Below are 22,342 nucleotides of genomic sequence, written 5' to 3'. Positions count from 1 at the left end.
AGCTTGCGGATGGCTGTGCGCTGAGCAAAATCGCGGGCAATAAAAAACCGGCCCTGGGGCCGGTTTTTCAAGAACGGAACGCTTACGCGGTGGCCAGGGCCTTCACGTGGGCGTTCAGGCGGCTCTTGTGACGAGCGGCCTTGTTCTTGTGGATGATGCCTTTGTCGGCCATGCGGTCGATGACCGGTACGGCGGCAACCAGAGCGGCCTGGGCCTTCGGCAGGTCCTTGGCGTCGACTGCTTTGACTACGTTCTTGATGTAGGTACGAACCATGGAACGCAGGCTGGCGTTGTGGCTGCGACGCTTCTCAGCCTGTTTGGCGCGTTTTTTGGCGGAAGGTGTGTTGGCCACCGTCGAGCTCCTCGAAAAAAACTTGGGATGTTGCGAATAAATTAAGGCCGCGAATAATGCCGTTGCATCAGGGCCTTGTCAAGGGTATGCGCGGCCTCCGACGAGTGGTGCGACGGGCGCACGCTGTCCAGCGGATGGGGTGATTTATTCGCCCCGCGGCCCTACACTGCTGCGCTTCGCCTGGCGACCGAGCTTTCGCTCCAGGCCAGTGCCGAGCCCGGCAGGGTCGGCCATTCTACCAGTTCTGGACGCTATGAACCTACTCAAGTCGCTGGCCGCGGTCAGCTCGATGACCATGATCTCGCGGGTGCTCGGCTTCGTGCGCGACACCATCGTCGCGCGCATGTTCGGTGCCGGCATGGCCACCGATGCCTTCTTCGTCGCCTTCAAGCTGCCCAATCTGCTGCGCCGCATCTTTGCCGAGGGCGCGTTCTCCCAGGCCTTCGTGCCGATCCTGGCCGAGTACAAGACCCAGCAGGGCGAGGAGGCGACCCGCACCTTCATCGCCTATGTGTCCGGCCTGCTGACGCTGATCCTGGCGCTGGTCACCGCGCTGGGCATGCTCGCCGCGCCCTGGGTGATCTGGGTGACGGCGCCCGGCTTCGTCGATTCGCCGGAGAAGTTCGAGCTGACCAGCGCCCTGCTGCGAGTGACCTTTCCTTATATCCTGCTGATCTCGCTGGCGTCCCTGGCGGGGGCGATCCTCAATACCTGGAACCGCTTCTCGGTGCCGGCCTTCGTGCCGACCCTGCTGAACGTCAGCATGATCCTCTTTGCACTGTTCCTCACGCCGTACTTCAACCCGCCGATCATGGCGCTGGGCTGGGCGGTGCTGGCCGGTGGCCTGGCGCAACTGCTCTACCAGCTGCCGCACCTGAAGAAGATCGGCATGCTCGTGCTGCCGCGCATCAACCTGCGCGATTCCGGCGTCTGGCGCGTGCTCAAGCAGATGGGCCCGGCGATCCTCGGCGTCTCGGTCAGCCAGATTTCGCTGATCATCAACACCATCTTCGCCTCCTTCCTGGTCGCCGGTTCGGTGTCCTGGATGTACTACGCGGACCGCCTGATGGAGCTGCCGTCCGGTGTGCTCGGCGTTGCGCTGGGTACCATCCTGCTACCGTCGCTGGCCAAGACCTACGCCAGTGACGATCGCCACGAGTATTCGCGGTTGATGGATTGGGGCCTGCGCCTGTGCTTCCTGCTGGTGCTGCCGTGCTCCCTGGCGCTGGCGGTCATCTCCGAACCCCTGACCGTCGCGCTGTTCCAGTACGGCAAGTTCAGCGCCCACGACGCCCTGATGACCCAGCGCGCGCTGATCGCCTACGCGGTCGGCCTGCTCGGCATCATCCTGGTGAAGGTACTGGCGCCGGGCTTCTACGCGCGACAGAACATCAAGACGCCGGTGAAGATCGCGCTGTTCACCCTGGTTTCCACCCAGCTGATGAACCTGGTGTTCATCGGCCCGCTCAAGCACGCGGGACTTGCTCTGGCGATCAGCCTGGCGGCGTGCCTGAACGCCGGCCTGCTGTTCTGGCAGCTGCGCAAGCACCAGCTGTTCGATCCGCAGCCGGGCTGGGGCAAGTTCATCGCCAAATTGGTGGTATCTGTACTGGTGATGTGCGCCGTATTGATCGGCATGATGTACGTCATGCCGGCCTGGGACGAGGGCGGCATGCCGATTCGCCTGGTGCGCCTGGGCGCGCTGGTGGTGGCCGGCGTGGTCGCCTATTTCGGTATGCTGGCGCTCCTCGGCTTCCGTTTGCGGGACTTCTCCCGGCGCGCGGTGCTGTAACCTTCGCCGGGTAAAGCATGGTATCCGTTTGCGGCGGCGGCATTTTGCCTGTCGCACGGCGACGGGTGCGGGTATAATCGACCACTTTCTGAGCAATACGCGCGCTATGCAGCTGCTTCGAGGCCTTCACAACCTGCGGCCCCTGTCCGGGGGCTGTGTCGCCACCATCGGTAACTTCGACGGCGTCCATCTCGGCCACCAGGCGATCCTGGGGCGTCTGCGCGAGCGCTCGCTGGAGCTGGGCGTACCCAGTTGCGTGGTGATCTTCGAGCCGCAGCCGCGCGAATACTTCGCTCCCGATGCCGCTCCGGTGCGCCTGACCCGCCTGCGTGAGAAGCTCGAGCTGTTGCGCCAGTACGGCGTCGACTTCGTCCTGTGCCTGGCGTTCAACCGCCGCCTGCGCGAGCTGTCGGCTGCCGAGTTCGTCCGCCAGGTACTGGTGGAGGGCCTGCGGGTCCGTCATCTGGAAGTGGGCGACGATTTCCGCTTCGGCTGTGACCGTTCCGGCGACTTCGCCTTCCTGGTCAACGCCAGCGCGGAGCAGGGCTTCACCGTCGAAGCCGCGACCACCGTGGAAGTCGACGGCATGCGCGTGAGCAGCTCGCGCATTCGCAAGGACCTGGCCGATGGCGACCTGCACATGGTCGAGCGCCTGCTGGGTCGTCCCTACAGTCTGAGCGGCCGCGTGCTGCACGGGCAGAAGCTGGGCCGTACGCTGGGTTCGCCCACCGCGAACATCCAGCTCAAGCGCCGCAAGGCGCCGCTCAATGGGGTTTACCTGGTCAGCGCCCTGGTGGCTGACCAGCGCTGCAACGGGGTTGCCAACATCGGCACCCGGCCGTCTGTGAATGGCGATGGCCGGCCCCACCTGGAAGTGCATCTGCTGGATTTCGCTGGTGACCTTTACGGCCAGCATCTGGACATCACTTTCCACCAGAAGCTGCGTGATGAGCAGCGTTTTGCCTCGCTGGAGGCACTCAAGGCGGCCATCCTCGCCGACATCGCCGCCGCCCGGGCCTATTGGCTGGGCCAACCGCTTGATTGAAGATCCTGAACAGGCCCTGAGATGACCGATTACAAAGCCACTCTGAACCTTCCCGAAACCGACTTCCCGATGAAAGCCGGCCTGCCGCAGCGCGAGCCGCAGACCCTGAAGCTCTGGAACGACATTGGCCTGTACCAGAAGCTGCGGAAGATTGGCGAAGGTCGCCCGAAATTCATCCTGCACGATGGCCCGCCCTACGCCAACGGCAGCATCCACATCGGTCACGCGGTCAACAAGATCCTCAAGGACATCATCGTCCGCTCCAAGACCCTGGCCGGCTACGACGCCCCCTATGTGCCGGGCTGGGACTGCCACGGCCTGCCGATCGAGCACAAGGTCGAGACCACCCACGGCAAGAACCTGCCGGCGGACAAGACCCGCGAGCTGTGCCGCGAATACGCCGCCGAGCAGATCGAAGGGCAGAAGGCCGACTTCATCCGCCTGGGCGTGCTGGGCGAGTGGGACAACCCCTACAAGACCATGGCGTTCGCCAACGAGGCCGGTGAAATCCGCGCCCTGGCCGAAATGGTCAAGCAGGGCTTCGTGTTCAAGGGCCTGAAGCCGGTGAACTGGTGCTTCGACTGCGGCTCGGCCCTGGCTGAAGCCGAGGTTGAATACGCCGACAAGAAGTCCGACGCCATCGACGTCGCCTTCCCGGTGGAAGACGCTGACAAGCTGGCCGCCGCCTTCGGCCTGGCCAGCCTGCCGAAGCCCGCTGCCATCGTCATCTGGACCACCACCCCGTGGACCATTCCGGCCAACCAGGCGCTGAACGTCCACCCCGAATTCACCTACGCGCTGGTCGACACCGGCGAGCGCCTGCTGGTGCTGGCCGAGGAACTGGTCGAGTCCTGCCTCGCACGCTACGGCCTGGAAGGCCAGGTCATCGCCACCGCGCAAGGTGAAACGCTGGACCTGATCCGCTTCCGCCACCCGTTCTACGAGCGCTTCTCGCCGGTCTACCTGGCCGAGTACGTCGAGCTGGGCGCCGGCACCGGCGTGGTTCATTCCTCCCCGGCCTACGGCGAGGACGACTTCCGTACCTGCAAGCAGTACGGCATGAGCAACGACGACATCCTCAGCCCCGTGCAGAGCAATGGCGTGTACGTGGCCGACCTGCCGTTCTTCGGCGGCCAGTTCATCTGGAAGGCCAACCCGGCCATCGTCGCCAAGCTCGATGAAGTCGGCGCGCTGCTCAAGCACACCAGCATCAGCCACAGCTACATGCACTGCTGGCGCCACAAGACTCCGCTGATCTACCGCGCTACCGCGCAATGGTTCGTCGGCATGGACAAGCAGCCGGAAACCGGTGCGCCCCTGCGCGAGCGCGCGCTGCAGGCCATCACCGAAACCGATTTCGTGCCCAACTGGGGCCAGGCGCGCCTGCACGGCATGATCGCCGGCCGTCCGGACTGGTGCATCTCGCGTCAGCGCAACTGGGGCGTGCCGATCCCGTTCTTCCTGCACAAGGCCACCGGCGAGCTGCATCCTCGCACCGTCGAGCTGATGGAAGCCGTCGCCCAGCGCGTCGAGAAGGAAGGCATCGAGGCCTGGTTCAAGCTCGACGCCACCGAACTGCTGGACGATGAAGCCGCGCAGTACGACAAGATCAACGACACCCTGGACGTCTGGTTCGACTCCGGTACCACCCACTGGCACGTGCTGCGCGGCTCTCACGCCGAGCTGGGCCACGCCAGCGGTCCGGCGGCCGACCTCTACCTGGAAGGCTCCGACCAGCACCGCGGCTGGTTCCATTCCTCGCTGCTGACCGGCTGCGCCATCGACGGCCATGCGCCTTACCGCCAGCTGCTGACCCACGGCTTCACCGTGGACGAGTCGGGCCGCAAGATGTCCAAGTCCCTGGGCAACGTGATCGCTCCGCAGCAGGTCACCGATACCCTGGGTGCCGACATCCTGCGCCTGTGGGTTTCCGCCACCGACTACTCGGGCGAGATGGCGGTTTCCCAGACCATCCTGCAGCGCAGCGCCGATGCCTATCGCCGTATCCGCAACACCGCGCGCTTCCTGCTCTCCAACCTGTCCGGCTTCGACCCGGCCAAGGACCTGCTGCCCAACGACCAGCTGCTGGCACTGGACCGCTGGGCCATCGACCGCGCCCTGCTGCTGCAGCGCGAACTGGAAGAGGCCTACCGCGACTACCGCTTCTGGAACGTCTACTCCAAGGTGCACAACTTCTGCGTGCAGGAGCTGGGCGGCTTCTACCTGGACATCATCAAGGACCGCCAGTACACCACCCAGGAAAACAGCGTCGCCCGCCGTTCCTGCCAGACCGCGCTGTTCCACATCGCCGAAGCCCTGGTGCGCTGGATCGCCCCGATCCTGGCCTTCACCGCCGAGGAAATCTGGAGCTTCCTGCCGGGCGAGCGCGCCGAGTCGGTGATGCTGACCACCTGGTACGAAGGCCTGTCCGAACTGCCGGCCGACGCCGAACTGGACCGCGCCTACTGGGACGAAGTCATGGCTGCCAAGGCTGCCGTGAACAAGGAGCTGGAGAACCAGCGCAGCGCCAAGACCATCGGCGGCAACCTGCAGGCCGAGATCACTCTCTACGCCGAGGACTCCCTGGCCAAGCGCCTGGAGAAGCTGGGCAACGAGCTGCGCTTCGTGCTGATCACCTCCGCCGCCACCGTTGCGCCGCTGGCCGATGCACCGGCTGATGCGGTCGAGAGCGAACTGCCGGGCCTGAAGCTGAAGGTGGCCAAGTCCGCCCACGCCAAGTGCGGTCGTTGCTGGCACTTCCGCGCGGACGTCGGCAGCCACGCTGCGCACCCGGAACTGTGCGGTCGCTGCGTAGAGAACATCGATGGCGCCGGTGAGGTGCGTCACTATGCCTAACGCCGATCGCTTCGGCCGCCTGCCGTGGCTGTGGATCACCGTGGTCGTGCTAGTCCTGGACCAGATCAGCAAGGCCTTCTTCCAGGCTGAGCTGACCATGTACCAGCAGATCGTGGTCATCCCCGATCTGTTCAGCTGGACCCTGGCCTACAACACCGGCGCAGCCTTCAGCTTCCTGGCCGACGGCTCGGGCTGGCAACGCTGGCTGTTCGCCCTGATCGCCATCGTGGTGAGCGCCGTGCTGGTGATCTGGCTCAAGCGCCTCAAGCGTGGCGAGACCTGGCTGGCCATCGCCCTGGCCCTGGTGCTGGGCGGTGCGCTGGGCAATCTGTACGACCGCATCGTGCTCGGTCACGTGGTCGACTTCATCCTGGTGCACTGGCAGAACCGCTGGTATTTCCCGGCGTTCAACCTGGCCGACAGCGCCATCACCGTCGGCGCCATCATGCTGGCGCTGGACATGTTCAAATCGAAGAAGTCCGGAGAAACCGCCCATGGCTGAGTCTTCTGAAACCGTTCAGCGTATCGGCGCGGATACCCAGGTTACCCTGCATTTCGCCCTCAAGCTGGAAGACGGCAACGTCGTCGACAGCACCTTCGACAAGCAGCCGGCCACCTTCAAGGTCGGCGACGGCAACCTGCTGCCGGGCTTCGAGCAGGCGCTGTTCGGCCTGAAGGCCGGCGACAAGCGCACCCTGACCATCGAGCCCGAGCTGGGCTTCGGCCAACCGAACCCGGCCAACGTGCAGGTCATGCCGCGCGACCAGTTCCAGGATATGGAGCTGGCCGAGGGCCTGCTGGTGATCTTCAACGACGCCGCCAAGACCGAACTGCCGGGCATCGTCAAAGCCTTCGATGAACAGCAGGTCACTATCGATTTCAACCATCCGCTGGCCGGCAAAACGCTGGCCTTCGAAGTCGATATCATTGACGTCAAGCCTGCCTGAATGCGCGGGCGGCCCTTGTAAACGGGCAGCATCGCACGCGGCGAAAAATTCCTGCCGGCCCCTCGTGGGCCGGCTTGCTTAGCACCCGAGGCCACCATGCAAATCAAACTCGCCAATCCCCGCGGCTTCTGTGCCGGCGTCGACCGGGCGATCGAGATCGTCAACCGCGCCCTCGACGTGTTCGGCCCGCCGATCTACGTGCGCCATGAAGTGGTGCACAACAAGTTCGTGGTGGAAAACCTGCGCAACCGCGGCGCCGTGTTCGTCGAGGAACTCGACCAGGTGCCGGACGACACCATCGTCATCTTCAGCGCCCACGGCGTTTCCCAGGCCGTGCGCAAGGAGGCCGAGAACCGTGGCCTGAAGGTCTTCGATGCGACCTGCCCGCTGGTGACCAAGGTGCATATGGAAGTGGTGCGCTACAGCCGTGACGGCCATGAATGCATCCTGATCGGCCACGAAGGACATCCGGAAGTGGAAGGCACCATGGGGCAGTATGACGACTCCAACGGCGGCGCCATCTACCTGGTGGAAGACGAGGACGACGTGGCTGCGCTGGAGGTTCGCAACCCTGAGGCATTGCACTTCGTCACCCAGACCACCCTGTCGATGGACGACACCTCCAAGGTGATCGACGCCCTGCGCGCCAAGTTCCCGCACATCCAGGGGCCGCGCAAGAACGACATCTGCTACGCCACCCAGAACCGCCAGGACGCGGTGAAGGAACTGGCCGACCAGTGCGACCTGGTGCTGGTGGTGGGCAGCCCGAACAGCTCCAACTCCAACCGCCTGCGCGAGCTGGCCGAGCGCATGGGCACCCCGGGCTACCTGATCGACGGCGCCGAAGACCTGAAGAAAGAATGGTTCGACGGCGTGCAGCGCATCGGTATCACCGCCGGCGCTTCGGCACCGGAAGTCCTGGTGCGCGGTGTGATCCAGCAACTGCGCGACTGGGGCGCGGAGCCCGAGGTGGAACTGGATGGCCGGGAGGAGAACATCACCTTCTCGATGCCCAAGGAACTGCGGGTGAAGGCGGTCTGAAGAAGGCCGGAGAAATAAGCCCGGAGACAAAAAGCCCGATCCTGTGATCGGGCTTTTTCATGGGCGGCTGTCCGTCAGCGGCGCCAGCACTGGCTCAGGGTGGCGCCGCTGCCCTGGCCCTTTACCCCTGCGTTGTTCAACGTCAGGGTGCCGCAGCTGTCGCCGGACATCGCGCCCTTGGGTGTCGCGCTCAGCACATAGGTGGTTGCCGTCGGGGTTCCGGAGAACGCCAGGCTGTAGTACTGGGTAGCGCCATCCTTGGGGGACTCGGTGAAGGGGAGGGTGACGGCGGCGTCCGCGCTGGTGGTGTAGCGGCCGTTGGTGGTGTAGTAGCGCTCCATGAACTGCGCTAGTTCCATGAGCGATGCCTGGGCATCCGCGCGTCGGGCCTTCCTTACGTATTCCTGATAGGACGGGTAGGCCACGGCGGCGATGATGGCGACGATCGCCAACACCACCATCAGTTCGATCAGGGTGAAGCCGCGGCTGTGCTGCCGGCGGTCGGCCTTGGGTACTGCTGGGAACATCACTGCTTTCTCCATTATCGATTCACTTCGCGCCAGGACAGTCGTCCCGAGGTCCGGTTTCCAGGCGGCACCGGAGCGCATTGCGGTTCTCCGCCCTTGGAGCCGACGTAGCAGATCAGGTCGTCGCCATCGTCCTTGCTGAAGAAGCTCGGGGTCTTGATGACGCCGTCGGTCGAGTCGCTGATGCCTGAGTAAGGAATCCTGTTGCCCTCGCTGTCGGTGTAGTAGTCGTGATCGTCGATCACGCCGTCGCCGTTGGCGTCGAAGTAGTTGTACGCCAGACGGCCATTGCCCAGGGCGTCCAGCGCCATGATCCAGCTGACGCCGCCACCGGTGCAGGGATCGTCGGAGGGTGTCAGCGAGGTGAAGGTGACGCTGCCGCCGCGCAACACCGGGCGGGATACCACGCGTTCGCCGGTCAGGGTATCGCTGCCGCCCTGGGACTGTTTCCATAGCAGGTCGAGGTACCAGCCTTTTTTCGCCGTGGTCATGGCGTTATTGCTGACCACGCGAAGCTTGTTGTCACCGATGGTTTGCTGGCCGAGGATCGTCTGCTCCAGCAGGTTGTTGCGGGTAACGGCAACGCCGGAATCGACGATGCCGTAGAAGGACTCGATGCGCGGATTCTGCTGCAGGTCGGTATCGGTCGTCTGGTAGAAGCTGCCGGTGCCGAACAGCACCATGGGCTTGCCGTCGGTGTTCAAGGCAGCAGCCAGCGGCGCGGTGATCGGTTGAGCACGGTTGGCGCCATCCTGTGCCTGGAACAGCGCGCTGCCGTTCAGCGAGTCGGGCGCGGCCCAGTTGCCCGGGTCGGTGCCGGTGATATCCAGGCGCCAGAGATTGCCCAGGGTATCGCCGACGTAGATGCGGTCGGCGACCCGATCATTGTTGATATCGATGGCCAACGGATCGGCCAGGCCTCCGCTGGTGGTGATGGTGAATTTCCTGATCACCGAACCGTCGGCGGCATCCAGAATCCATACCTGGCCGCTGCTGACCGCGTTGTTGACGAAGCCGCTGCTGACGATCACGCCGAACTTGCCGTTGGCCAGCGCGACGATGGCGGGGCGCTGCATGGGATTGCCCATTTCCGGCGCCGTGAACTCCCACAGAACCTTGCCGCTGGTCATGTTGCTCGGGTCGCTGACATCCAGCGCGAATACGCTCCTGCCGCCTGCGCCGGTAGTGCCGACGACGATGCTCTTCCAGCTCGAACCGATGTAGACGTCGGAGAAGGCGGGAGAACCGTCCACATAGTAGCGGTGGCTGTATTCGGGTTGCGTCAGCTGATAGAGGTTGTCGGCGATGACGCGCGGGACGTAGGCGAAGAGCTCGGCCCCGCCATTGCTCAGGGTGCCGTCGAAACCGTGGAGCATGCCGTCGTTCGCCCCCAGGACCACCAGCGGTTTCTTGCTCTTGTAGCTGCTGCTGGCGCGGTAGGTGAGGTAGGCCGGGCCGGCGTTGCCCCATTGGCTGCCGGTCAGCAGGTTGTAGCCGAAGTCCTGGTTGGCGACGTATTGCGGGTCGGAATTGACGATGTCGCCCAGCCGGCTGCCGCGCTCGCGGTAAGGGTTGGTCGGGTTGCTGGTGCTGACTTCGCGGCTGCGGTCCCCGCGCAGGAATGCCAGACGGTTCTGGGCTTCCGCTTCGGTGACGGAGGTGGCGGCATCGGCAGTACGCCTGAGCGCCAATCGGGTGTCGGCATCCAGGGCATCCCAGGTGAAGTCGACGCCGTGGGTACTGGTGGAGTAGCTGTTGCTGGCCCGGCCCGTGAGGGTGTTGGCGGTGAAGATCTTGCGCGCCGAAAGGTCGGTGAGCGCATCCAGTTTGGTGGCGGCGCTCCAGCTGGGTGTGGTCGCGACCACGCCGCTGCCGTTGACGCTCTTGGCCTGCAGGTCGCCGCTCCAGTGTTCGCTGTTGTACTGCGACTGGTAGATCGCGCTGCCGGTATCCAGTTGGGTGGAGTTGGTCGCCAGCGAGGTGGTCGAACTGCGGACCTCCTGGACGATCCGGGCGAAGGCGGTCTTCAGGCTGCTGACCATCTTTTCCGCGTCGCTGGCGACGAAGAAGTTGTCCGGGCGCTTGTCGCCGGTGGACAGCGTTTCACCATTGGTCCACCAGAGGTCGTCGGTCAGTCTGGCGGTCGAACCGTAGGGATCGAAATTGGTGGGGACCTTGAAGCCGCCGTATTTGGCGGCGAGCCAATACTGGTTCTTGGCGCGGCCTTCGAGTTTCTGGTTTTCCCGGACATCCACCCAGTAGGTGGTAACGGTCTGCTTGCCGCTCATGCTCGGGCGTATGTCCTTGGTGTGGGAGTCGTAGGCCAGGCCGGCGATGTAGGCGGAGTTGTTGCGACCGCTGTAGCTTGCGGAGCTTTCGTAGAGGTCGACCTTTTCGAGGTCGCCGACCATGGCAGTGGCCTTGACGACATCGACTGTGCCATCGCTGCTGACCGCGTTCGGTTTGCCTGGCTCATCGGTTCCGGAAGTTTTCCCCGGCAGGTTCTTGTCCCGGTGAGTGTTAACGTCGCCGATCCCGAGGATGACGTTCTTCTGGCAGGCGTAGGTGATGGGGTCGTTCCACGCGGTGACGACGGGGAATCCATCGGCCATGGTGTAGAGGTTGGAGGTGATGTTGCTGTATTCGGGAACGTTGCCCTGTTTCTTGAAGTAGCGGATCGCGGTGTAGTAGAGCTCGCTGACCGGGTCGTGGCTCTTGTGAAGCTCATCGGTCATGGAGCCGAACTTGTTGATGTAGTTGATCACGCCGCTGCGGCTGACACCGCCGCCGGTGGCTTCGGCATCGGCCGGGTTGGGATTGCTGGCGAAGATGCCGGTCTCGGGATCCCACTCCTTCTGCAGGTTATCGTCGCCGCCTTCGCCCAGCGTCGGGCCGATGTACTTCTGGTTGGCGCGCAGGACACCGCCGTCGCGCAGCATGTTGGAGTCGTTCAGGTAGCTGAAGGCGCTGTAGCGAAGGGTGTTGGCGTACTGCTGCAGGAGCCCTTCGGGCTTGTAGTTGCTGCCATAGCGCTTGCAGTTGCTTTCCGGCATCGCGTTGTTGCAGACCTGCACCTGGACGCGCACGCGATAGATGCTCTTGGTGGTTTTCTTGTCGACGGCGTAAGAAGTCACCAGCCCGCCGGATCCCCACTGGGCGCTGTTGCCTTCGTCGTAATCCACCCAGCGCTTGGTGCTTTCAGTGCCGCCGTCGCTCCCGCCGAGTCCGTCGGTGGCATTGGCGAACATCATGTCGTAGTTGAGTCCCTGGAGGCGGACGTAGAACCCGCCCCAGTCGCTGGAGGCCGGTGTTGCGCCGGTGATTTCCGACTTCGGCAACAGTCCCTGCTCGCTGATCATCCGGTTGCCGGCGCTGCTCTGCCCGGAATGGCGGGCCTTCTGCAGCACGGTAAGGCTATCGGTGTCCTGAATCCGGTTGCCGCCGGTCAGGGCGCTGCGGAAGGGGTCGATGGTCGGGGTGCCCGCCCAGTTCAGGAAGTTGCCGCTCCATTCCTTCTTCGAGGAACCGACGTTGCATTTGCGGGCGCTGGCCTTGCCGACGGGATAGAAATAGGTGCCGGTGATCTTCTGCGCATCGGCATTATTCAGCGCGCGGTACGCGGTGTAGTCGTAGAGGCTGTTGCTCTTGTCGTAGGTGTAGCGATAGCACTTTTCCGGATCGAAGTAGCCGATGTACTTGATGTCCGAGCTGTAGGCACCCAGGTTTGCTACGGACAGGATGGTGGGCCACTCCACCGACGGCGTCAGCGCCAGGCTGCCCGGCACGTTGGAGCTGCCCAGCAGCATGGGCGTCTGGGACACCGCGGCCTGGACTTCGATGGCCTGCACGAGGATCAGGCTGAAGCTGAGGAACGACGAGCACCAGACTCCCAGCTTCCTCGGGGTTGCACGTTTCTTGAGCATGTAGGAATTCTCGAAAGGCTGGTCAGCGCTTGATGTACATCGACTTCAGCTGATAGGTGGATGCGGTGCTGCCGTCGGCGTTCTGCACGGCGCCGAACCCCTGCGCCTCCACTCTCACGACGGCGACGGTGATGGGGGCGCCGGCTTCCAGTGACGAGCCCGCCCTCACGATGGTGACGCCCGGCAGGGTGGTCAGTCGGTACTTGGGGGTGGCCAGCCCCGAGATCTCGCTGGCGTCGTCCCAGGCGCTGCTGGAGACATAGTCCTGCCAGTGGCTCACCGACTTGGCCTTGACCGCGGCTTCGCCCTGCCGCATCGCCGCTTCCGCGGCCTGTAGCGCATGGCTTTCATCGCGCAGGTTGCCGGCCATGCGCTCCTGCAGGCTGGTGCTGCGCATGCTGCTGATGCCGATGACGGTGAGGAGCAGGAGCATGATCAGTGCGATGAGCAGCACCGCGCCCTGCTGTGCCCGGGGCGTCCCGTTGATGTTCATGGCAGGCGGTTCCTGAGGCCGATGGTCGAGGTGAAGGTGCGGGTCATGGGGTTGGTGCTGTCGGTACTGACGGCCGTGAGGGTGATCTGTGCCGACACCACCTTCGCCCAGTCCGCAATGCTCGAAGCGTCCACGTAGTCCCCGGCGACGGCGCCGTTCAGGTTGCCGACGGCGTATTTGATCTGCAGGTCCTGGATGCCCTCCGCCACTTCCTCGGCGGTCGAGCCGCTGTTGTAGCGAATGCGGTACAGAGAGGGATTGCCCGCCGGGTTGTTGTTGATGAAGTAGAGGGTGCTTTCGAACTTGAGGATGTCCGAGGTGCTGGGATAGGTATGCCCGAAGGACGCGCCATCCACTGAGACGGAGGAGCTGCTGGCCGTCGAGTGGTTACGGAACAGGTCGCAGCCGATGGGGTCGGACAGCACCAGCAGGGTGCCCTGGACGATGCCGGTCGCCGCCGTCGTGTTGATGCTGTCGCTGGAGGAGGCCGCTGAAGGCGTCGCCCCGCTGGCTGCCGCCGCGTGCTTGACCAGGATGGCGTCCGTTCCACTGCGGCGGGTGCCGGAGAACCAGTTTGGCAGGCTCTGACCGCTCTCCCAGCCTTGCAGTGCCATGTCCAGGGTGTAGCGCGCATCGGTGAGACCGGAGAGATTGTTCAGCGCGCCGACACATTCGCCCTTGTAACCGGCGTTGCGCAGGTCGTAAGTGAGGAAGGTCATGGCAAAGCGGCCGTTTTCCTGCACGCGGGAAAGGGCCGTGTTGGAGTTGAAGGTCTGCTTGCTGGATAGAAATACCTGCAGCACGCCGCCGATCAGCAACAGCCCCAGCACCATGGCGATCATCAGTTCGACCAGGGACAGCCCCGCCTGCAATGAGTGACGAGCGAATTTCATAGACGAGTCCGGTACTCGAAGGTTTCCGCGACGGAGCTGGTGTCGCTGGCCCCTTTGATGCGGGCGCGGTTGTCGTTCCAGCGCACGGAAATGGTGAAGATGTCGCCGCTCAGCGCGACCTTGCCGGTGCCGTCAGGCAGCGATTCGGCCAGCCGGTTGAGCCACTCGGCCTGGTCCTTCTCCGCCCGGCTGCCGGTCACGCCATTGCTGGTGGACGAGGTCGGGAAGTCGCTCATGCCGTAGTCGCCGGCCAGCGCCCTGTCACGGTTGGCGCGCATGCGGTCGGCCATGTCATTGGCGAGGATGCTGGCCTGGGAGCGATAGTAGGCGCCCTGGTTGGCTTGCACGCTGGTGGCTTGCAGTCCGGCCATGCCCAGCAGACCCACGGAGAGGATCACCACCGCAACCAGAACTTCGAGCAGGGTCGCGCCTTGCTGCGTGCGTCGGCAGGTCATTCGCAGTCCGCCTTCTCGACCTTGCTCAGTCCGCTCAGTGCCACGGACAGCGTGCGCTTCTGATTGCCGCTGCAGCTCGACTGGGTGACCGAGAGACTGGTGGCGGTAGCGACCATGCCATTGCTCTGATAGGTGACGCCGGCATTCGGGCCGACGACAGCAACATCGGAAGGCGCTTGCCACACCTTGATGACATCGCCGCCGCTCTGTCGGATCAGCCAGCCGACGCTCCAGTCGGTGCCGCTCTCGCAATTGTCGCCCGCCGCGTTGCGCCGGCAGACGGTGACCCGGTTATGCCGCATCACCGCTTCCGAGCGCGCCAGTTGCAGTGCGGTCTGCAGCTCGCTGCTGGTGGTTGAGACCTGGCTGTCGCGCAGGGTGCTGGTGAAGGACGGTGCGGCGACGCTGATGAGGATGGCGAGGACAACGATGGTCACCATCAACTCGATCAGCGTGAAGCCAGCCGAATGCATCGGGCGCGACATGGCGCATTCCTCGCGTTTTAAGTCGCGGCAATGCTGCCGTCTGTCGTAGGAAATGTCCTATCTAGACGGATGACCGTTCGCTATAGCGCGATGTTCGGTCATTCGATTGGCGTCTATGTGACGGGTGTCGCGGCTCGCCTGTGACGTGGGTCAACGAGGACAGAGTGGGTCTGTTTCGCTGGATTCCCGGCGAATCCGTCCGGCCCTGTTGATCACGATCCGCGAGGCGGACTGCGTGTTGGCACAGAGCACGAAGTGCCCGGAGTGGAAGGCGCCGCTGGGCTGAATGCTGTAGCCGCCGGGCGTGTAGTGGACGTAGCGGCGGGAGGTGCTGTCCGGGATGACGGTGATGTTCGGTAGGGCGGTGTGGGTGGCCAGCAGTTGTTCGGTGGGCTCGCGAATACCGTTGTTGTTGCTGTCGACGAAGAGTATCCAGCCATGGGCCCAGTCACCGTCGAGCGCCGCGATGCTGATCGGTTGCCCGGTCAGCACGGCGGTCGCTCGAGTCTGATTCAGGGCTGCTTGCAGCTCCTGCGCGGCGACCTGCAGGCGATGCTCGTCGAGCAGTCGACCGAAGCCGGGGGCCGACAGGGAAAGAGCGATGGCGAGGACTGCCAGCGCCACCAGCAGCTCGATGAGGCTGAAGCCGTTGTGTTTGGACATGAGCCATCCCTGGTTTGTGGTTCCCGCCAGGAAGTATTGACGGTCAGTGTGGCGCAACCAGGTGTAGTGGCTGATGCCGCTGTAGGGCGTTTCCGGGTTGGCTGTAGTTGTTACCCGTCACCTGGTTGCTCTGCACCAGTACATGAGGCAATCCAATCGGTTTTGGGGATTGAAGATCTGGCTACACCCTTTAGTAGCTAGCGGTTGATTTTGTGATCTGCTTCACAAAGGTGGTTGTCAGGGAGAAAAAGCTGCAACCATTCACACATATAAATGCACCAATTGTCCTTGGTACATGGATTTTGGGTGTTGTTAGATGTGATCTTTCCTACGCCGGTTAAGGATTTAGGAGTCGTATTCCGTGCGTAGGAACAGTGGTTTTACCTTGATCGAATTGATGATCACGGTGGCGATCGTTGCCATTCTCGCGGCCGTTGCCTATCCCTCGTACAAGCAATACGTGATCCGAGCGAACCGCAGTGAGGCCCAGGCGTACCTGATGGATATCGCCCAGCGCCAGCAACAGTATCTGATGGACGCGCGCGCCTATGCCGACAGCGATACGACCCTCGGGGCAAGCCAGCCCAGCAGGGTTGCAGCTAACTACACCATCACGATAACCGTGGGCAGCGGACTTCCCCCCAGTTTTACCGCTAAAGCCGCGCCCAAGAGTGGCACGATGCAGGCAGGTGACGGCGACCTTTCGATCAATCAGGCGGGGACCAAAACATGGACCAAGGGCGTCTGGTGAGGGGCCTGGGTCGTGGCCAGACGCCGGCAGGGAGGGCTTGCAGCCATTCTCTCGGCCAGGAACATCGGGGATTCACCCTGGTGGAACTGATGGTGAGCCTGCTCGTCCTTTCCATTCTGCTGGTCATCGGTATCCCGTCGTTCAAATCGATCATCGCCGACCAGCGTGTCCGAGCGGCGACTACCGATCTGCAGTCGGCGCTGATACTGGCGCGCGTCGAGGCGATCAAGCGCGGTGTCGTCATCACGCTGCGCCCTGCCTCGGGGCAGACCTGGGCACAGGGATGGCTTATCCAGAATCCGGCCACAGGCAACGACAACAATCCACTCGCCAAGAACTCGTTGGGTGATGGCGTGAAGATAGATTCCGCCGCTTCTCAGGTGACGTTCCGCCCCTCCGGCCGCTTGAGCGCAGGCGCCGTGGTCAGCTTCGAGGTCACCGCCAGCCAGGACAGCGGGAAGGTTCGCTGTGTGTCGTTGGGAATTGATGGTCGTGCCACTTCCGCCAAGGGAGGTTGCTGAAATGATGGCGGACAGACTCCATAAGACAGGAGTGCGTGGCTTCACCCTTATCGAGGTACTGGTCGCCATGCTGGTGCTGGCGATAGGGCTGTTGGGGCTCGCCGGCCTGCAAAGCCGCATGATCAATTCGCAGTTCGAGGCCTACCAGCGTGCCCAGGCGTTGACGCTTGCCGAAGACATGGCCAACCGGATTCGCAGCAATCCAGCCGCGGCCCGCTCGGAGAGCTATGTGAGCACTGCCGTGTACGGAGTCGGAAATACCACCGGTGACGGCGGTTGCAGTGCTACTGACGTAGTTGGAAAGGACCTGTGTGCCTGGAACCAGGCACTGAAGGGGGCCTCGGTGACTACCGATGACAGCCGTCAGATCGGCAGCATGATCGGTGCACGCGGGTGCATATCCACAATAAAAACAGCTGCCAAGGCTGAGGCAGTTATTCGCGTTTCGGTAGCCTGGATGGGGACAACCCCCACCGTTTCCCCGGCCAATGCCTGCGGCAAGGGAAGCTTCGGCGGCGATGACAGTATGCGCCGTGCGATCTACATCGATGTCACGCTGGCATACCTGGGAGTTTGATCTATGCCTGTCACGAACACTGGGCAGCGTGGCTTTTCGATGATCGAGGTCATGATCGCCATGGCGCTGGGCCTGGTGATCCTGTTGGCCGTCACCGTCATCTTCACCAACAACAGCCGAACTCGCAGCGAAATGGAAAAGAGCGGCCGTCAGGTTGAGAACGGCCGTTATGCGCTGACGCTGCTGAGCGATGAGATCAGTAACGCAGGATTTTGGGGAGAGGCCGGGACCCAGAACGTGCCGGCTACATTGCCGCCTCTCTGTCCTCTGAGTACGGCCGACATCGATGACTCCCTGGGTGTGCCCGTACAAGGCGGTTCGGTTACAGGCACGGCGCCAGCCTGCATTTCGACAGCCAAGTCCGGTAGTGACTATCTGGCGATTCGCCGCGCAAGCACTTGCGCGACGGGCAGCAGCGGGTGCGATGCCTTTGCAGAAGGCTATTTCCACCTGCAGGTTTCGGCCTGTGCAACGCAGAACCCGGGTGTGCCGCTGGTGAAGACCGCGGCCACCGATCTGACAGCCAAGAAACGCGACTGCACCACCGCGGCTCCCATCTACCGATTGCTCAGCCGGGTGTATTTCATCTCGGGGGCGGATGTACTGAGTCGGGTTGAGTTGGGCAACGGTGCTTATTCTGGCGCGACTCAACTGGTTGAGGGTATCGAGCAGTTGCATTTCGAGTATGGCCTGGATACGGCTCCTGTCGCGCGAGATGGCGCTGTCGATCTATTCACGGCGACTCCGACAGCCACTCAGTGGCCCGATGTGGTGGCTATCCGCATCTGGCTGGTGGCGCGAAATTTGGAGAAGACTCCCGGTTATGTCGATGGGCGTACCTATCAACTGGGTGGGAGCAGTTACAGCGTGCCGACGGGGGCTACGGGCTACAAGCGGGAGGTCTACTCCACCACCGTGTATTTGAACAATGTTTCGGGACGGAGGCAGGCGCCATGAGCCGCTTCAATCGGGGCGTACATCGGCAACGGGGCGCCGTGCTGGCGGTGGCGTTGATCATGTTGCTGCTGGTCACGCTGTTGGCGGTTGCGGGCTTCAACCTTGCCCAGACCAACCTGAAGGTCGTACAGAACCTGGAGAGTCGGGAGCTGGCCGAGAATGCGGCCAGTGCGACACTGGAAGAGGCCATCAGCACCAGCCTGTTCACCAAGAATCCGGGCAACATCTTCGCCAACTCATGCGTCAACGCGAATACCAAGTGCTATGACGTCAATGGTGACGGCGTCAATGACATCACCGTGGTCGTGGATCGTCCGTCCTGTGTGATCGTGCTGCCAATCAAGAACTCCGAACTGGACGTGTCCAAGCCCGCGGATGCGGGATGTTTCATTCAGGACCGGGAAGACTCCCTCTGCGTCAACTCCGTCTGGGAGCTTCGCGCAACCGCCACGGACAACCTGACGTCAGCAGTAACGGTCACTCGGCAAGGCGTGGCCATTCGCGCGAGCAGCGACGATGCCGAAACGGCCTGCCCGAAATAGTTGAGGAAAATTACATGAATACCTGGCTGAAGACGCTTCGTGTGACGGTTTATATCCTCGCCCTGGCTTTTCCGTTCGTGGGGGCGAAGGCCGAGGACATCGACATCTTCGTCAGGGGAGGTACCACCGACTCCAGCCTGCCCAATGTCATCTTCGTTCTCGACAACACCTCCAACTGGGCCCGGCAGAGCCAGAAGTGGCCTGGCGGCCAGCAGCAGGGGCAGTCCGAGGTCCGGGCGATTCGCAGTGCTCTGGCCGGGCAGACCGACAAGCTGAACGTTGGCTTGCTGGAGTTCACGACCGGCGGAAACGCCAATCAGGACGGTGCTTTCGTTCGTTTTGCACTACAGAAGCTGACCACGTCCAGCCAGGCCACATTGAATACCAAGCTGGACGAAATCTATAACGGTATCAACTCTACGGACGAGAAGCGCAACTCGAATACCTCATACGGCAACTTGATCTACGACCTCTACAACTACCTGGGCGGCTTCCAGCAGAGCTTCGCCGGCCAAGGTACAGTTGCCTCCAAGGCGGACGCAAACGGTTATACCTCGGCCTACTCGACATTCCGCTCGCCGCTGGCAGCCGACAGCGTGTGCGCGAAGACATTCCTTATTTTCATCAGCAACCCCAACAGTAGCGGCCCCGCGTCCGATAATGCCACCAACAGCGCTGCCCTGAGGGCGCTCTACCAAGCGGTGAATGCGACCCCGGCCAAACTGGCTGGTGATGGCTCCGGGACCGCGCTGCCCATTCCCCTGTTTACCACGGTGACCGGCGCGCCGGAGACACTGGGCAAGTCGGCGCAGTGCTATGCCGATACCGAGGTAGCAGCGTGTACGACCGCTGAATCTACCGGTACCGGGCTATGTGTCGGCCAGGAAAACTGTTCATGTATTGCACCCTCCGGTAAGAAGGACAACAGTTGCGCAAACAAGAAATACCATCTGGACGTGCAGCGGGCGGGCAGTACCACCGTCACGCCCACTGGTACCGTAAACTCCACCTCCGGCGCTGCATGGAACCTCGATGACTGGACCAAGTTCCTCTTCAATTACGGTGTGCCGGTAACGGCACCGAATGAAAGCGGCGACCTGGTGACTCAGCGGGTGCCCGTCATCACCTATGCCATCGATGTTTTCAATGCGCAGCAGAACGCTGACAATACCGGGCTGATGCTGAGTGCTTCCAAGGGCGTAGGTGGCGGCAACTACTTTGCCGCGCGCAGTGAGGCGGAGCTGATCAGCTCACTCAACTCGGCGCTGTCCGATATCCTGTCGGTCAGTTCCACCTTCGCTGCGGTGAGCCTGCCGCTGAGCGCAACCAACCGCGCTCAGCAGGATAACCAGGTCTTCATCGGTATGTTCCGCCCTGATCAACAAACCAAGCCGCGCTGGTTTGGCAATCTCAAGCGTTATCAGATTGCCCTGTTCAACGGAGTCCCCGATCTGGCCGATTCGGTTGGCCGGAAGGCTGTATCTACGGCGACGGGCTTTGTCGAGGACTGTACGCAAAGTTACTGGAGTACGGACTCCCAAGGCTACTGGAATGGCCTGGGCGTTACTCCGCCGCCCAGAAGCAAGTGCACCGATACCGCCTTCAGCTCCATCAACGTCTGGTCGGATATTCCCGATGGTGATTTCGTGGAGAAGGGCGGGGCGGCCCAGGTTGCGCGTAAAAGTACCATTGCCAATCGGAGCATATTGACGCTTTCGAGTGGTGCTCTTACTGCCATGACATCAAGCATGTTCGGCCCCAGCGATGTGGACAGCACAGTTACCAAGGACACCCTCTTTGGCTACCTGAAAGGGAGCATTGCCGGCGTTGGGGAGACCCTGCCCGCTGCTCCCAACCCCATCAGCCGCCCCAGCATTCACGGCGATGTCATCCACTCGCGACCGCTGCCGATCAACTACGGTGGCACCACCGGTACGGTGCTCTATTACGGCGGCAATGATGGTCTGTTCCGCGCGGTGGGTGCAGAGAACGGCGCGGAGAAATGGACTTTCCTCGCTCCCGAACATTACGGCAGGATCAAGCGCCTGTACGCCAACAGTCCGCTGGTGAGCTTCCCGAACCAGCCTACCGGCACCACACCGGTGGCGCCGAAGGACTATTTCTTTGACGGCTCGGCGGGGCAGATTGTCCATTACAACAGCAACAACCAGGTCGATCTGGCCTATATCTACCCGACGATGAGGCGCGGAGGGCGCATGGTCTATGCGTTCAACGTGACCAACCCGGACTCCCCGGCATTACTGTGGCGACATGGATGCACGGATGCAGGGTGCGATACTGGTTTTGACGACATGGGCCAGACCTGGTCGACACCGCGTGGGGCAAGGCTGAGGGGGTACGCGGGCGGTACGACCAATCCGAGCAATTCGGTCGTGATCTTCGGTGCGGGTTATGACAATTGCCTTGATCCTGACCAGATTTCCTTTGACTGCTCGTCGGGAAAGGGCAAGGGCGTTTATGTGCTCGATGCCGTTACCGGCGACAAACTGGGCTTTTTCGCTACCGACGCCCCAGTGCCTGCAGACGTCAGCCTCGTTGACCTCAATTTCGATGGCAATGCGGACTTTGCCTATGTCGCGGATGCCGCGGGCAACCTGTATCGGCTCAACTTCGTAGACCCGAGCACTCTGGCGCCCCTGGCCAAGGCTGCCTGGACAATGCCGAAAATTGCCTTTACCCACAATGCCGGGCGGCGATTCCTCAATGCGCCGGCCGTGGCAGCCTACAAGAACAGCGTCTATGTCGCCCTGGGATCAGGTAACCGCGAGCGCCCGTTGATCACCAACTATCCCTATGTGCAGGACGTGGATGATCGCTTCTATGTGTTCCTCGACACTCCCAGCAGCCCTAGTGCGAACGATAGCTCGCAGGCCGTCAACCTCGATGGCAGTCTGATGAACGATGCCACCCCGGCGCCGGCCTGCACTGCCCCGGGAGTCCTCCCGGGGGTGGGCGACAAGCGCGGGTGGTACATGAGTCTGGCGGGGCGCGGAGAGCAGATCGTGAACCCGGCGGTTATCGGCGGTGGCGACGTGCTGTTCAATAGCTTCCAGCCTGGCGGCGCGAAGGTGGGGATGTGCACGCGTCCCGGTGTCTCCACGGGCTATCAGATGAGCCTGTTCAATGGCTCGTCCTGTGAGCGGGATCGCTCAGTAGTGATCACGGGTGGTGGCATGCCAATTGCCCCAACCCTGAGCACAATCGTCGTGAAGGATCCCGATGACAAGGTGATCACCATCTGCATCGGCTGCCAGGGCCTGAATCCGAACAAGATCAAGCCGACAACGGATGAAACCCGCAAGCGGGTGTACTGGAATACCGACGTGGATCGTTGATGCATCTGTCACAGGGCGGCCCTGCTTCGCGGGCCGCCCTTTCTCGTTCTTCTCCTCCCTGTAGAACTGTCTCACCTCCCTTCATATACAGCCCAGGACGGACAATGTGCCGCTCGAGGCGCGTTCGTTTCGGATTCGGCCTGCACGATCGATGATGATCTTGTAA

General features: G+C 62.6%; 20 protein-coding genes. 12 read left to right on the top strand and 8 right to left on the bottom strand.

What is annotated here, in order from left to right:
* Positions 1 to 82: 82 nt before the first annotated feature.
* Positions 83 to 352 (bottom strand): 30S ribosomal protein S20, encoded by a 270-nt coding sequence (gene rpsT / locus ACQ5BL_RS23510; RefSeq protein WP_009617555.1) that lies wholly within the window; start codon positions 350 to 352, stop codon positions 83 to 85.
* Positions 353 to 605: 253 nt separating this feature from the next.
* Here rpsT and murJ point away from each other — a divergent pair, with 253 nt between their 5' ends.
* The 6 genes from murJ (at position 606) to ispH (ending at position 8,033) form a co-directional block, all read left to right on the top strand.
* Positions 606 to 2,144 carry a murein biosynthesis integral membrane protein MurJ gene (murJ, locus tag ACQ5BL_RS23505; protein WP_243805297.1) on the top strand — a complete coding sequence of 513 codons (1,539 nt, stop codon included), beginning with the start codon at positions 606 to 608 and terminating at the stop codon, positions 2,142 to 2,144.
* Between the two features lie 106 nt (positions 2,145 to 2,250).
* Positions 2,251 to 3,189 (top strand): bifunctional riboflavin kinase/FAD synthetase, encoded by a 939-nt coding sequence (gene ribF / locus ACQ5BL_RS23500; protein WP_243805298.1) that lies wholly within the window; start codon positions 2,251 to 2,253, stop codon positions 3,187 to 3,189.
* A gap of 21 nt (positions 3,190 to 3,210) precedes the next feature.
* Complete coding sequence (gene ileS, locus ACQ5BL_RS23495) at positions 3,211 to 6,045, top strand: isoleucine--tRNA ligase (protein WP_243805299.1); 2,835 nt, start codon at positions 3,211 to 3,213, stop codon at positions 6,043 to 6,045.
* Positions 6,038 to 6,547, top strand: coding sequence for a signal peptidase II (gene lspA, locus ACQ5BL_RS23490; protein WP_243805300.1), 510 nt, complete (start codon positions 6,038 to 6,040; stop codon positions 6,545 to 6,547). Before ileS ends, lspA begins: the two co-directional genes overlap by 8 nt.
* Positions 6,540 to 6,992 carry an FKBP-type peptidyl-prolyl cis-trans isomerase gene (fkpB, locus tag ACQ5BL_RS23485; RefSeq protein WP_243805301.1) on the top strand — a complete coding sequence of 151 codons (453 nt, stop codon included), beginning with the start codon at positions 6,540 to 6,542 and terminating at the stop codon, positions 6,990 to 6,992. Before lspA ends, fkpB begins: the two co-directional genes overlap by 8 nt.
* Before the next feature lie 96 nt (positions 6,993 to 7,088).
* Positions 7,089 to 8,033 (top strand): 4-hydroxy-3-methylbut-2-enyl diphosphate reductase, encoded by a 945-nt coding sequence (gene ispH, locus ACQ5BL_RS23480; protein WP_243805302.1) that lies wholly within the window; start codon positions 7,089 to 7,091, stop codon positions 8,031 to 8,033.
* A gap of 74 nt (positions 8,034 to 8,107) precedes the next feature.
* Here the strand turns inward: ispH and ACQ5BL_RS23475 are convergent, their stop codons facing one another.
* From ACQ5BL_RS23475 to ACQ5BL_RS23445, 7 genes are all read right to left on the bottom strand, one after another.
* The gene (locus tag ACQ5BL_RS23475; protein ID WP_207887865.1) at positions 8,108 to 8,560 is read right to left on the bottom strand and encodes a type IV pilin protein; all 453 of its coding nucleotides are present in this window, start codon (positions 8,558 to 8,560) and stop codon (positions 8,108 to 8,110) included.
* 14 nt (positions 8,561 to 8,574) lie between these two features.
* Positions 8,575 to 12,483 carry a pilus assembly protein gene (locus ACQ5BL_RS23470; protein WP_243805303.1) on the bottom strand — a complete coding sequence of 1,303 codons (3,909 nt, stop codon included), beginning with the start codon at positions 12,481 to 12,483 and terminating at the stop codon, positions 8,575 to 8,577.
* 22 nt (positions 12,484 to 12,505) lie between these two features.
* Positions 12,506 to 12,976: a pilus assembly PilX family protein gene (locus ACQ5BL_RS23465; protein ID WP_243805304.1), complete on the bottom strand. Its 471-nt coding sequence runs from the start codon at positions 12,974 to 12,976 to the stop codon at positions 12,506 to 12,508.
* Positions 12,973 to 13,869, bottom strand: a complete 897-nt coding sequence (locus ACQ5BL_RS23460) for a PilW family protein (RefSeq protein ID WP_243805305.1) — start codon at positions 13,867 to 13,869, stop codon at positions 12,973 to 12,975. Before ACQ5BL_RS23460 ends, ACQ5BL_RS23465 begins: the two co-directional genes overlap by 4 nt.
* A complete protein-coding gene (gene pilV / locus ACQ5BL_RS23455) occupies positions 13,866 to 14,324 on the bottom strand; it encodes a type IV pilus modification protein PilV (protein ID WP_243805306.1) in 459 nt (152 codons plus the stop codon). Before pilV (ACQ5BL_RS23455) ends, ACQ5BL_RS23460 begins: the two co-directional genes overlap by 4 nt.
* Positions 14,321 to 14,809: a GspH/FimT family pseudopilin gene (locus ACQ5BL_RS23450; protein ID WP_243805307.1), complete on the bottom strand. Its 489-nt coding sequence runs from the start codon at positions 14,807 to 14,809 to the stop codon at positions 14,321 to 14,323. The genes pilV (ACQ5BL_RS23455) and ACQ5BL_RS23450 overlap by 4 nt, the downstream gene beginning before the upstream one ends.
* Positions 14,810 to 14,959: 150 nt before the next feature.
* Positions 14,960 to 15,472, bottom strand: coding sequence for a GspH/FimT family pseudopilin (locus ACQ5BL_RS23445; protein ID WP_243805308.1), 513 nt, complete (start codon positions 15,470 to 15,472; stop codon positions 14,960 to 14,962).
* Positions 15,473 to 15,833: 361 nt separating this feature from the next.
* On the opposite strand from ACQ5BL_RS23445, the gene ACQ5BL_RS23440 reads away from it, so the two are divergent.
* Genes ACQ5BL_RS23440 through ACQ5BL_RS23415 form a run of 6 tightly spaced genes read left to right on the top strand, consistent with a single transcriptional unit; the run spans position 15,834 to position 22,176 of the window.
* Positions 15,834 to 16,223 (top strand): type IV pilin protein, encoded by a 390-nt coding sequence (locus ACQ5BL_RS23440; protein WP_347881010.1) that lies wholly within the window; start codon positions 15,834 to 15,836, stop codon positions 16,221 to 16,223.
* The gene (locus ACQ5BL_RS23435) at positions 16,202 to 16,744 is read left to right on the top strand and encodes a GspH/FimT family pseudopilin (protein ID WP_279577217.1); all 543 of its coding nucleotides are present in this window, start codon (positions 16,202 to 16,204) and stop codon (positions 16,742 to 16,744) included. The genes ACQ5BL_RS23440 and ACQ5BL_RS23435 overlap by 22 nt, the downstream gene beginning before the upstream one ends.
* Before the next feature lie 31 nt (positions 16,745 to 16,775).
* The gene (gene pilV / locus ACQ5BL_RS23430; protein ID WP_243805309.1) at positions 16,776 to 17,321 is read left to right on the top strand and encodes a type IV pilus modification protein PilV; all 546 of its coding nucleotides are present in this window, start codon (positions 16,776 to 16,778) and stop codon (positions 17,319 to 17,321) included.
* A gap of 3 nt (positions 17,322 to 17,324) precedes the next feature.
* Positions 17,325 to 18,278 (top strand): PilW family protein, encoded by a 954-nt coding sequence (locus ACQ5BL_RS23425; protein ID WP_243805310.1) that lies wholly within the window; start codon positions 17,325 to 17,327, stop codon positions 18,276 to 18,278.
* The gene (locus ACQ5BL_RS23420; RefSeq protein ID WP_207887501.1) at positions 18,275 to 18,820 is read left to right on the top strand and encodes a hypothetical protein; all 546 of its coding nucleotides are present in this window, start codon (positions 18,275 to 18,277) and stop codon (positions 18,818 to 18,820) included. The genes ACQ5BL_RS23425 and ACQ5BL_RS23420 overlap by 4 nt, the downstream gene beginning before the upstream one ends.
* A gap of 14 nt (positions 18,821 to 18,834) precedes the next feature.
* Positions 18,835 to 22,176 (top strand): pilus assembly protein, encoded by a 3,342-nt coding sequence (locus ACQ5BL_RS23415; protein ID WP_243805311.1) that lies wholly within the window; start codon positions 18,835 to 18,837, stop codon positions 22,174 to 22,176.
* Positions 22,177 to 22,342 lie beyond the last annotated feature (166 nt).

Origin of the sequence: Pseudomonas sp. B1-22 (assembly GCF_050474425.1) — a bacterium.
Taxonomy (GTDB): Bacteria; Pseudomonadota; Gammaproteobacteria; order Pseudomonadales; family Pseudomonadaceae; genus Pseudomonas.
Note: the sequence above shows the minus strand (reverse complement) of the source record. Positions and strands in the feature narration are given on the sequence as shown.

Bases quoted from the DNA above. Each gene is read 5' to 3' on its own strand.
- murJ (WP_243805297.1), top strand. From the start codon at position 606: ATGAACCTACTCAAGTCGCTGGCCGCGGTCAGCTCGATGACCATGATC.
- ribF (WP_243805298.1), top strand. From the start codon at position 2,251: ATGCAGCTGCTTCGAGGCCTTCACAACCTGCGGCCCCTGTCCGGGGGC.
- ACQ5BL_RS23445 (WP_243805308.1), bottom strand. From the start codon at position 15,472: ATGTCCAAACACAACGGCTTCAGCCTCATCGAGCTGCTGGTGGCGCTG.
- lspA (WP_243805300.1), top strand. From the start codon at position 6,038: ATGCCTAACGCCGATCGCTTCGGCCGCCTGCCGTGGCTGTGGATCACC.
- ACQ5BL_RS23415 (WP_243805311.1), top strand. From the start codon at position 18,835: ATGAATACCTGGCTGAAGACGCTTCGTGTGACGGTTTATATCCTCGCC.
- ileS (WP_243805299.1), top strand. From the start codon at position 3,211: ATGACCGATTACAAAGCCACTCTGAACCTTCCCGAAACCGACTTCCCG.
- ACQ5BL_RS23420 (WP_207887501.1), top strand. From the start codon at position 18,275: ATGAGCCGCTTCAATCGGGGCGTACATCGGCAACGGGGCGCCGTGCTG.
- ACQ5BL_RS23450 (WP_243805307.1), bottom strand. From the start codon at position 14,809: ATGTCGCGCCCGATGCATTCGGCTGGCTTCACGCTGATCGAGTTGATG.
- fkpB (WP_243805301.1), top strand. From the start codon at position 6,540: ATGGCTGAGTCTTCTGAAACCGTTCAGCGTATCGGCGCGGATACCCAG.
- ACQ5BL_RS23435 (WP_279577217.1), top strand. From the start codon at position 16,202: ATGGACCAAGGGCGTCTGGTGAGGGGCCTGGGTCGTGGCCAGACGCCG.
- ACQ5BL_RS23460 (WP_243805305.1), bottom strand. From the start codon at position 13,869: ATGAAATTCGCTCGTCACTCATTGCAGGCGGGGCTGTCCCTGGTCGAA.
- ACQ5BL_RS23425 (WP_243805310.1), top strand. From the start codon at position 17,325: ATGCCTGTCACGAACACTGGGCAGCGTGGCTTTTCGATGATCGAGGTC.
- ACQ5BL_RS23465 (WP_243805304.1), bottom strand. From the start codon at position 12,976: ATGAACATCAACGGGACGCCCCGGGCACAGCAGGGCGCGGTGCTGCTC.
- ispH (WP_243805302.1), top strand. From the start codon at position 7,089: ATGCAAATCAAACTCGCCAATCCCCGCGGCTTCTGTGCCGGCGTCGAC.
- ACQ5BL_RS23470 (WP_243805303.1), bottom strand. From the start codon at position 12,483: ATGCTCAAGAAACGTGCAACCCCGAGGAAGCTGGGAGTCTGGTGCTCG.
- pilV (WP_243805306.1), bottom strand. From the start codon at position 14,324: ATGACCTGCCGACGCACGCAGCAAGGCGCGACCCTGCTCGAAGTTCTG.
- ACQ5BL_RS23475 (WP_207887865.1), bottom strand. From the start codon at position 8,560: ATGTTCCCAGCAGTACCCAAGGCCGACCGCCGGCAGCACAGCCGCGGC.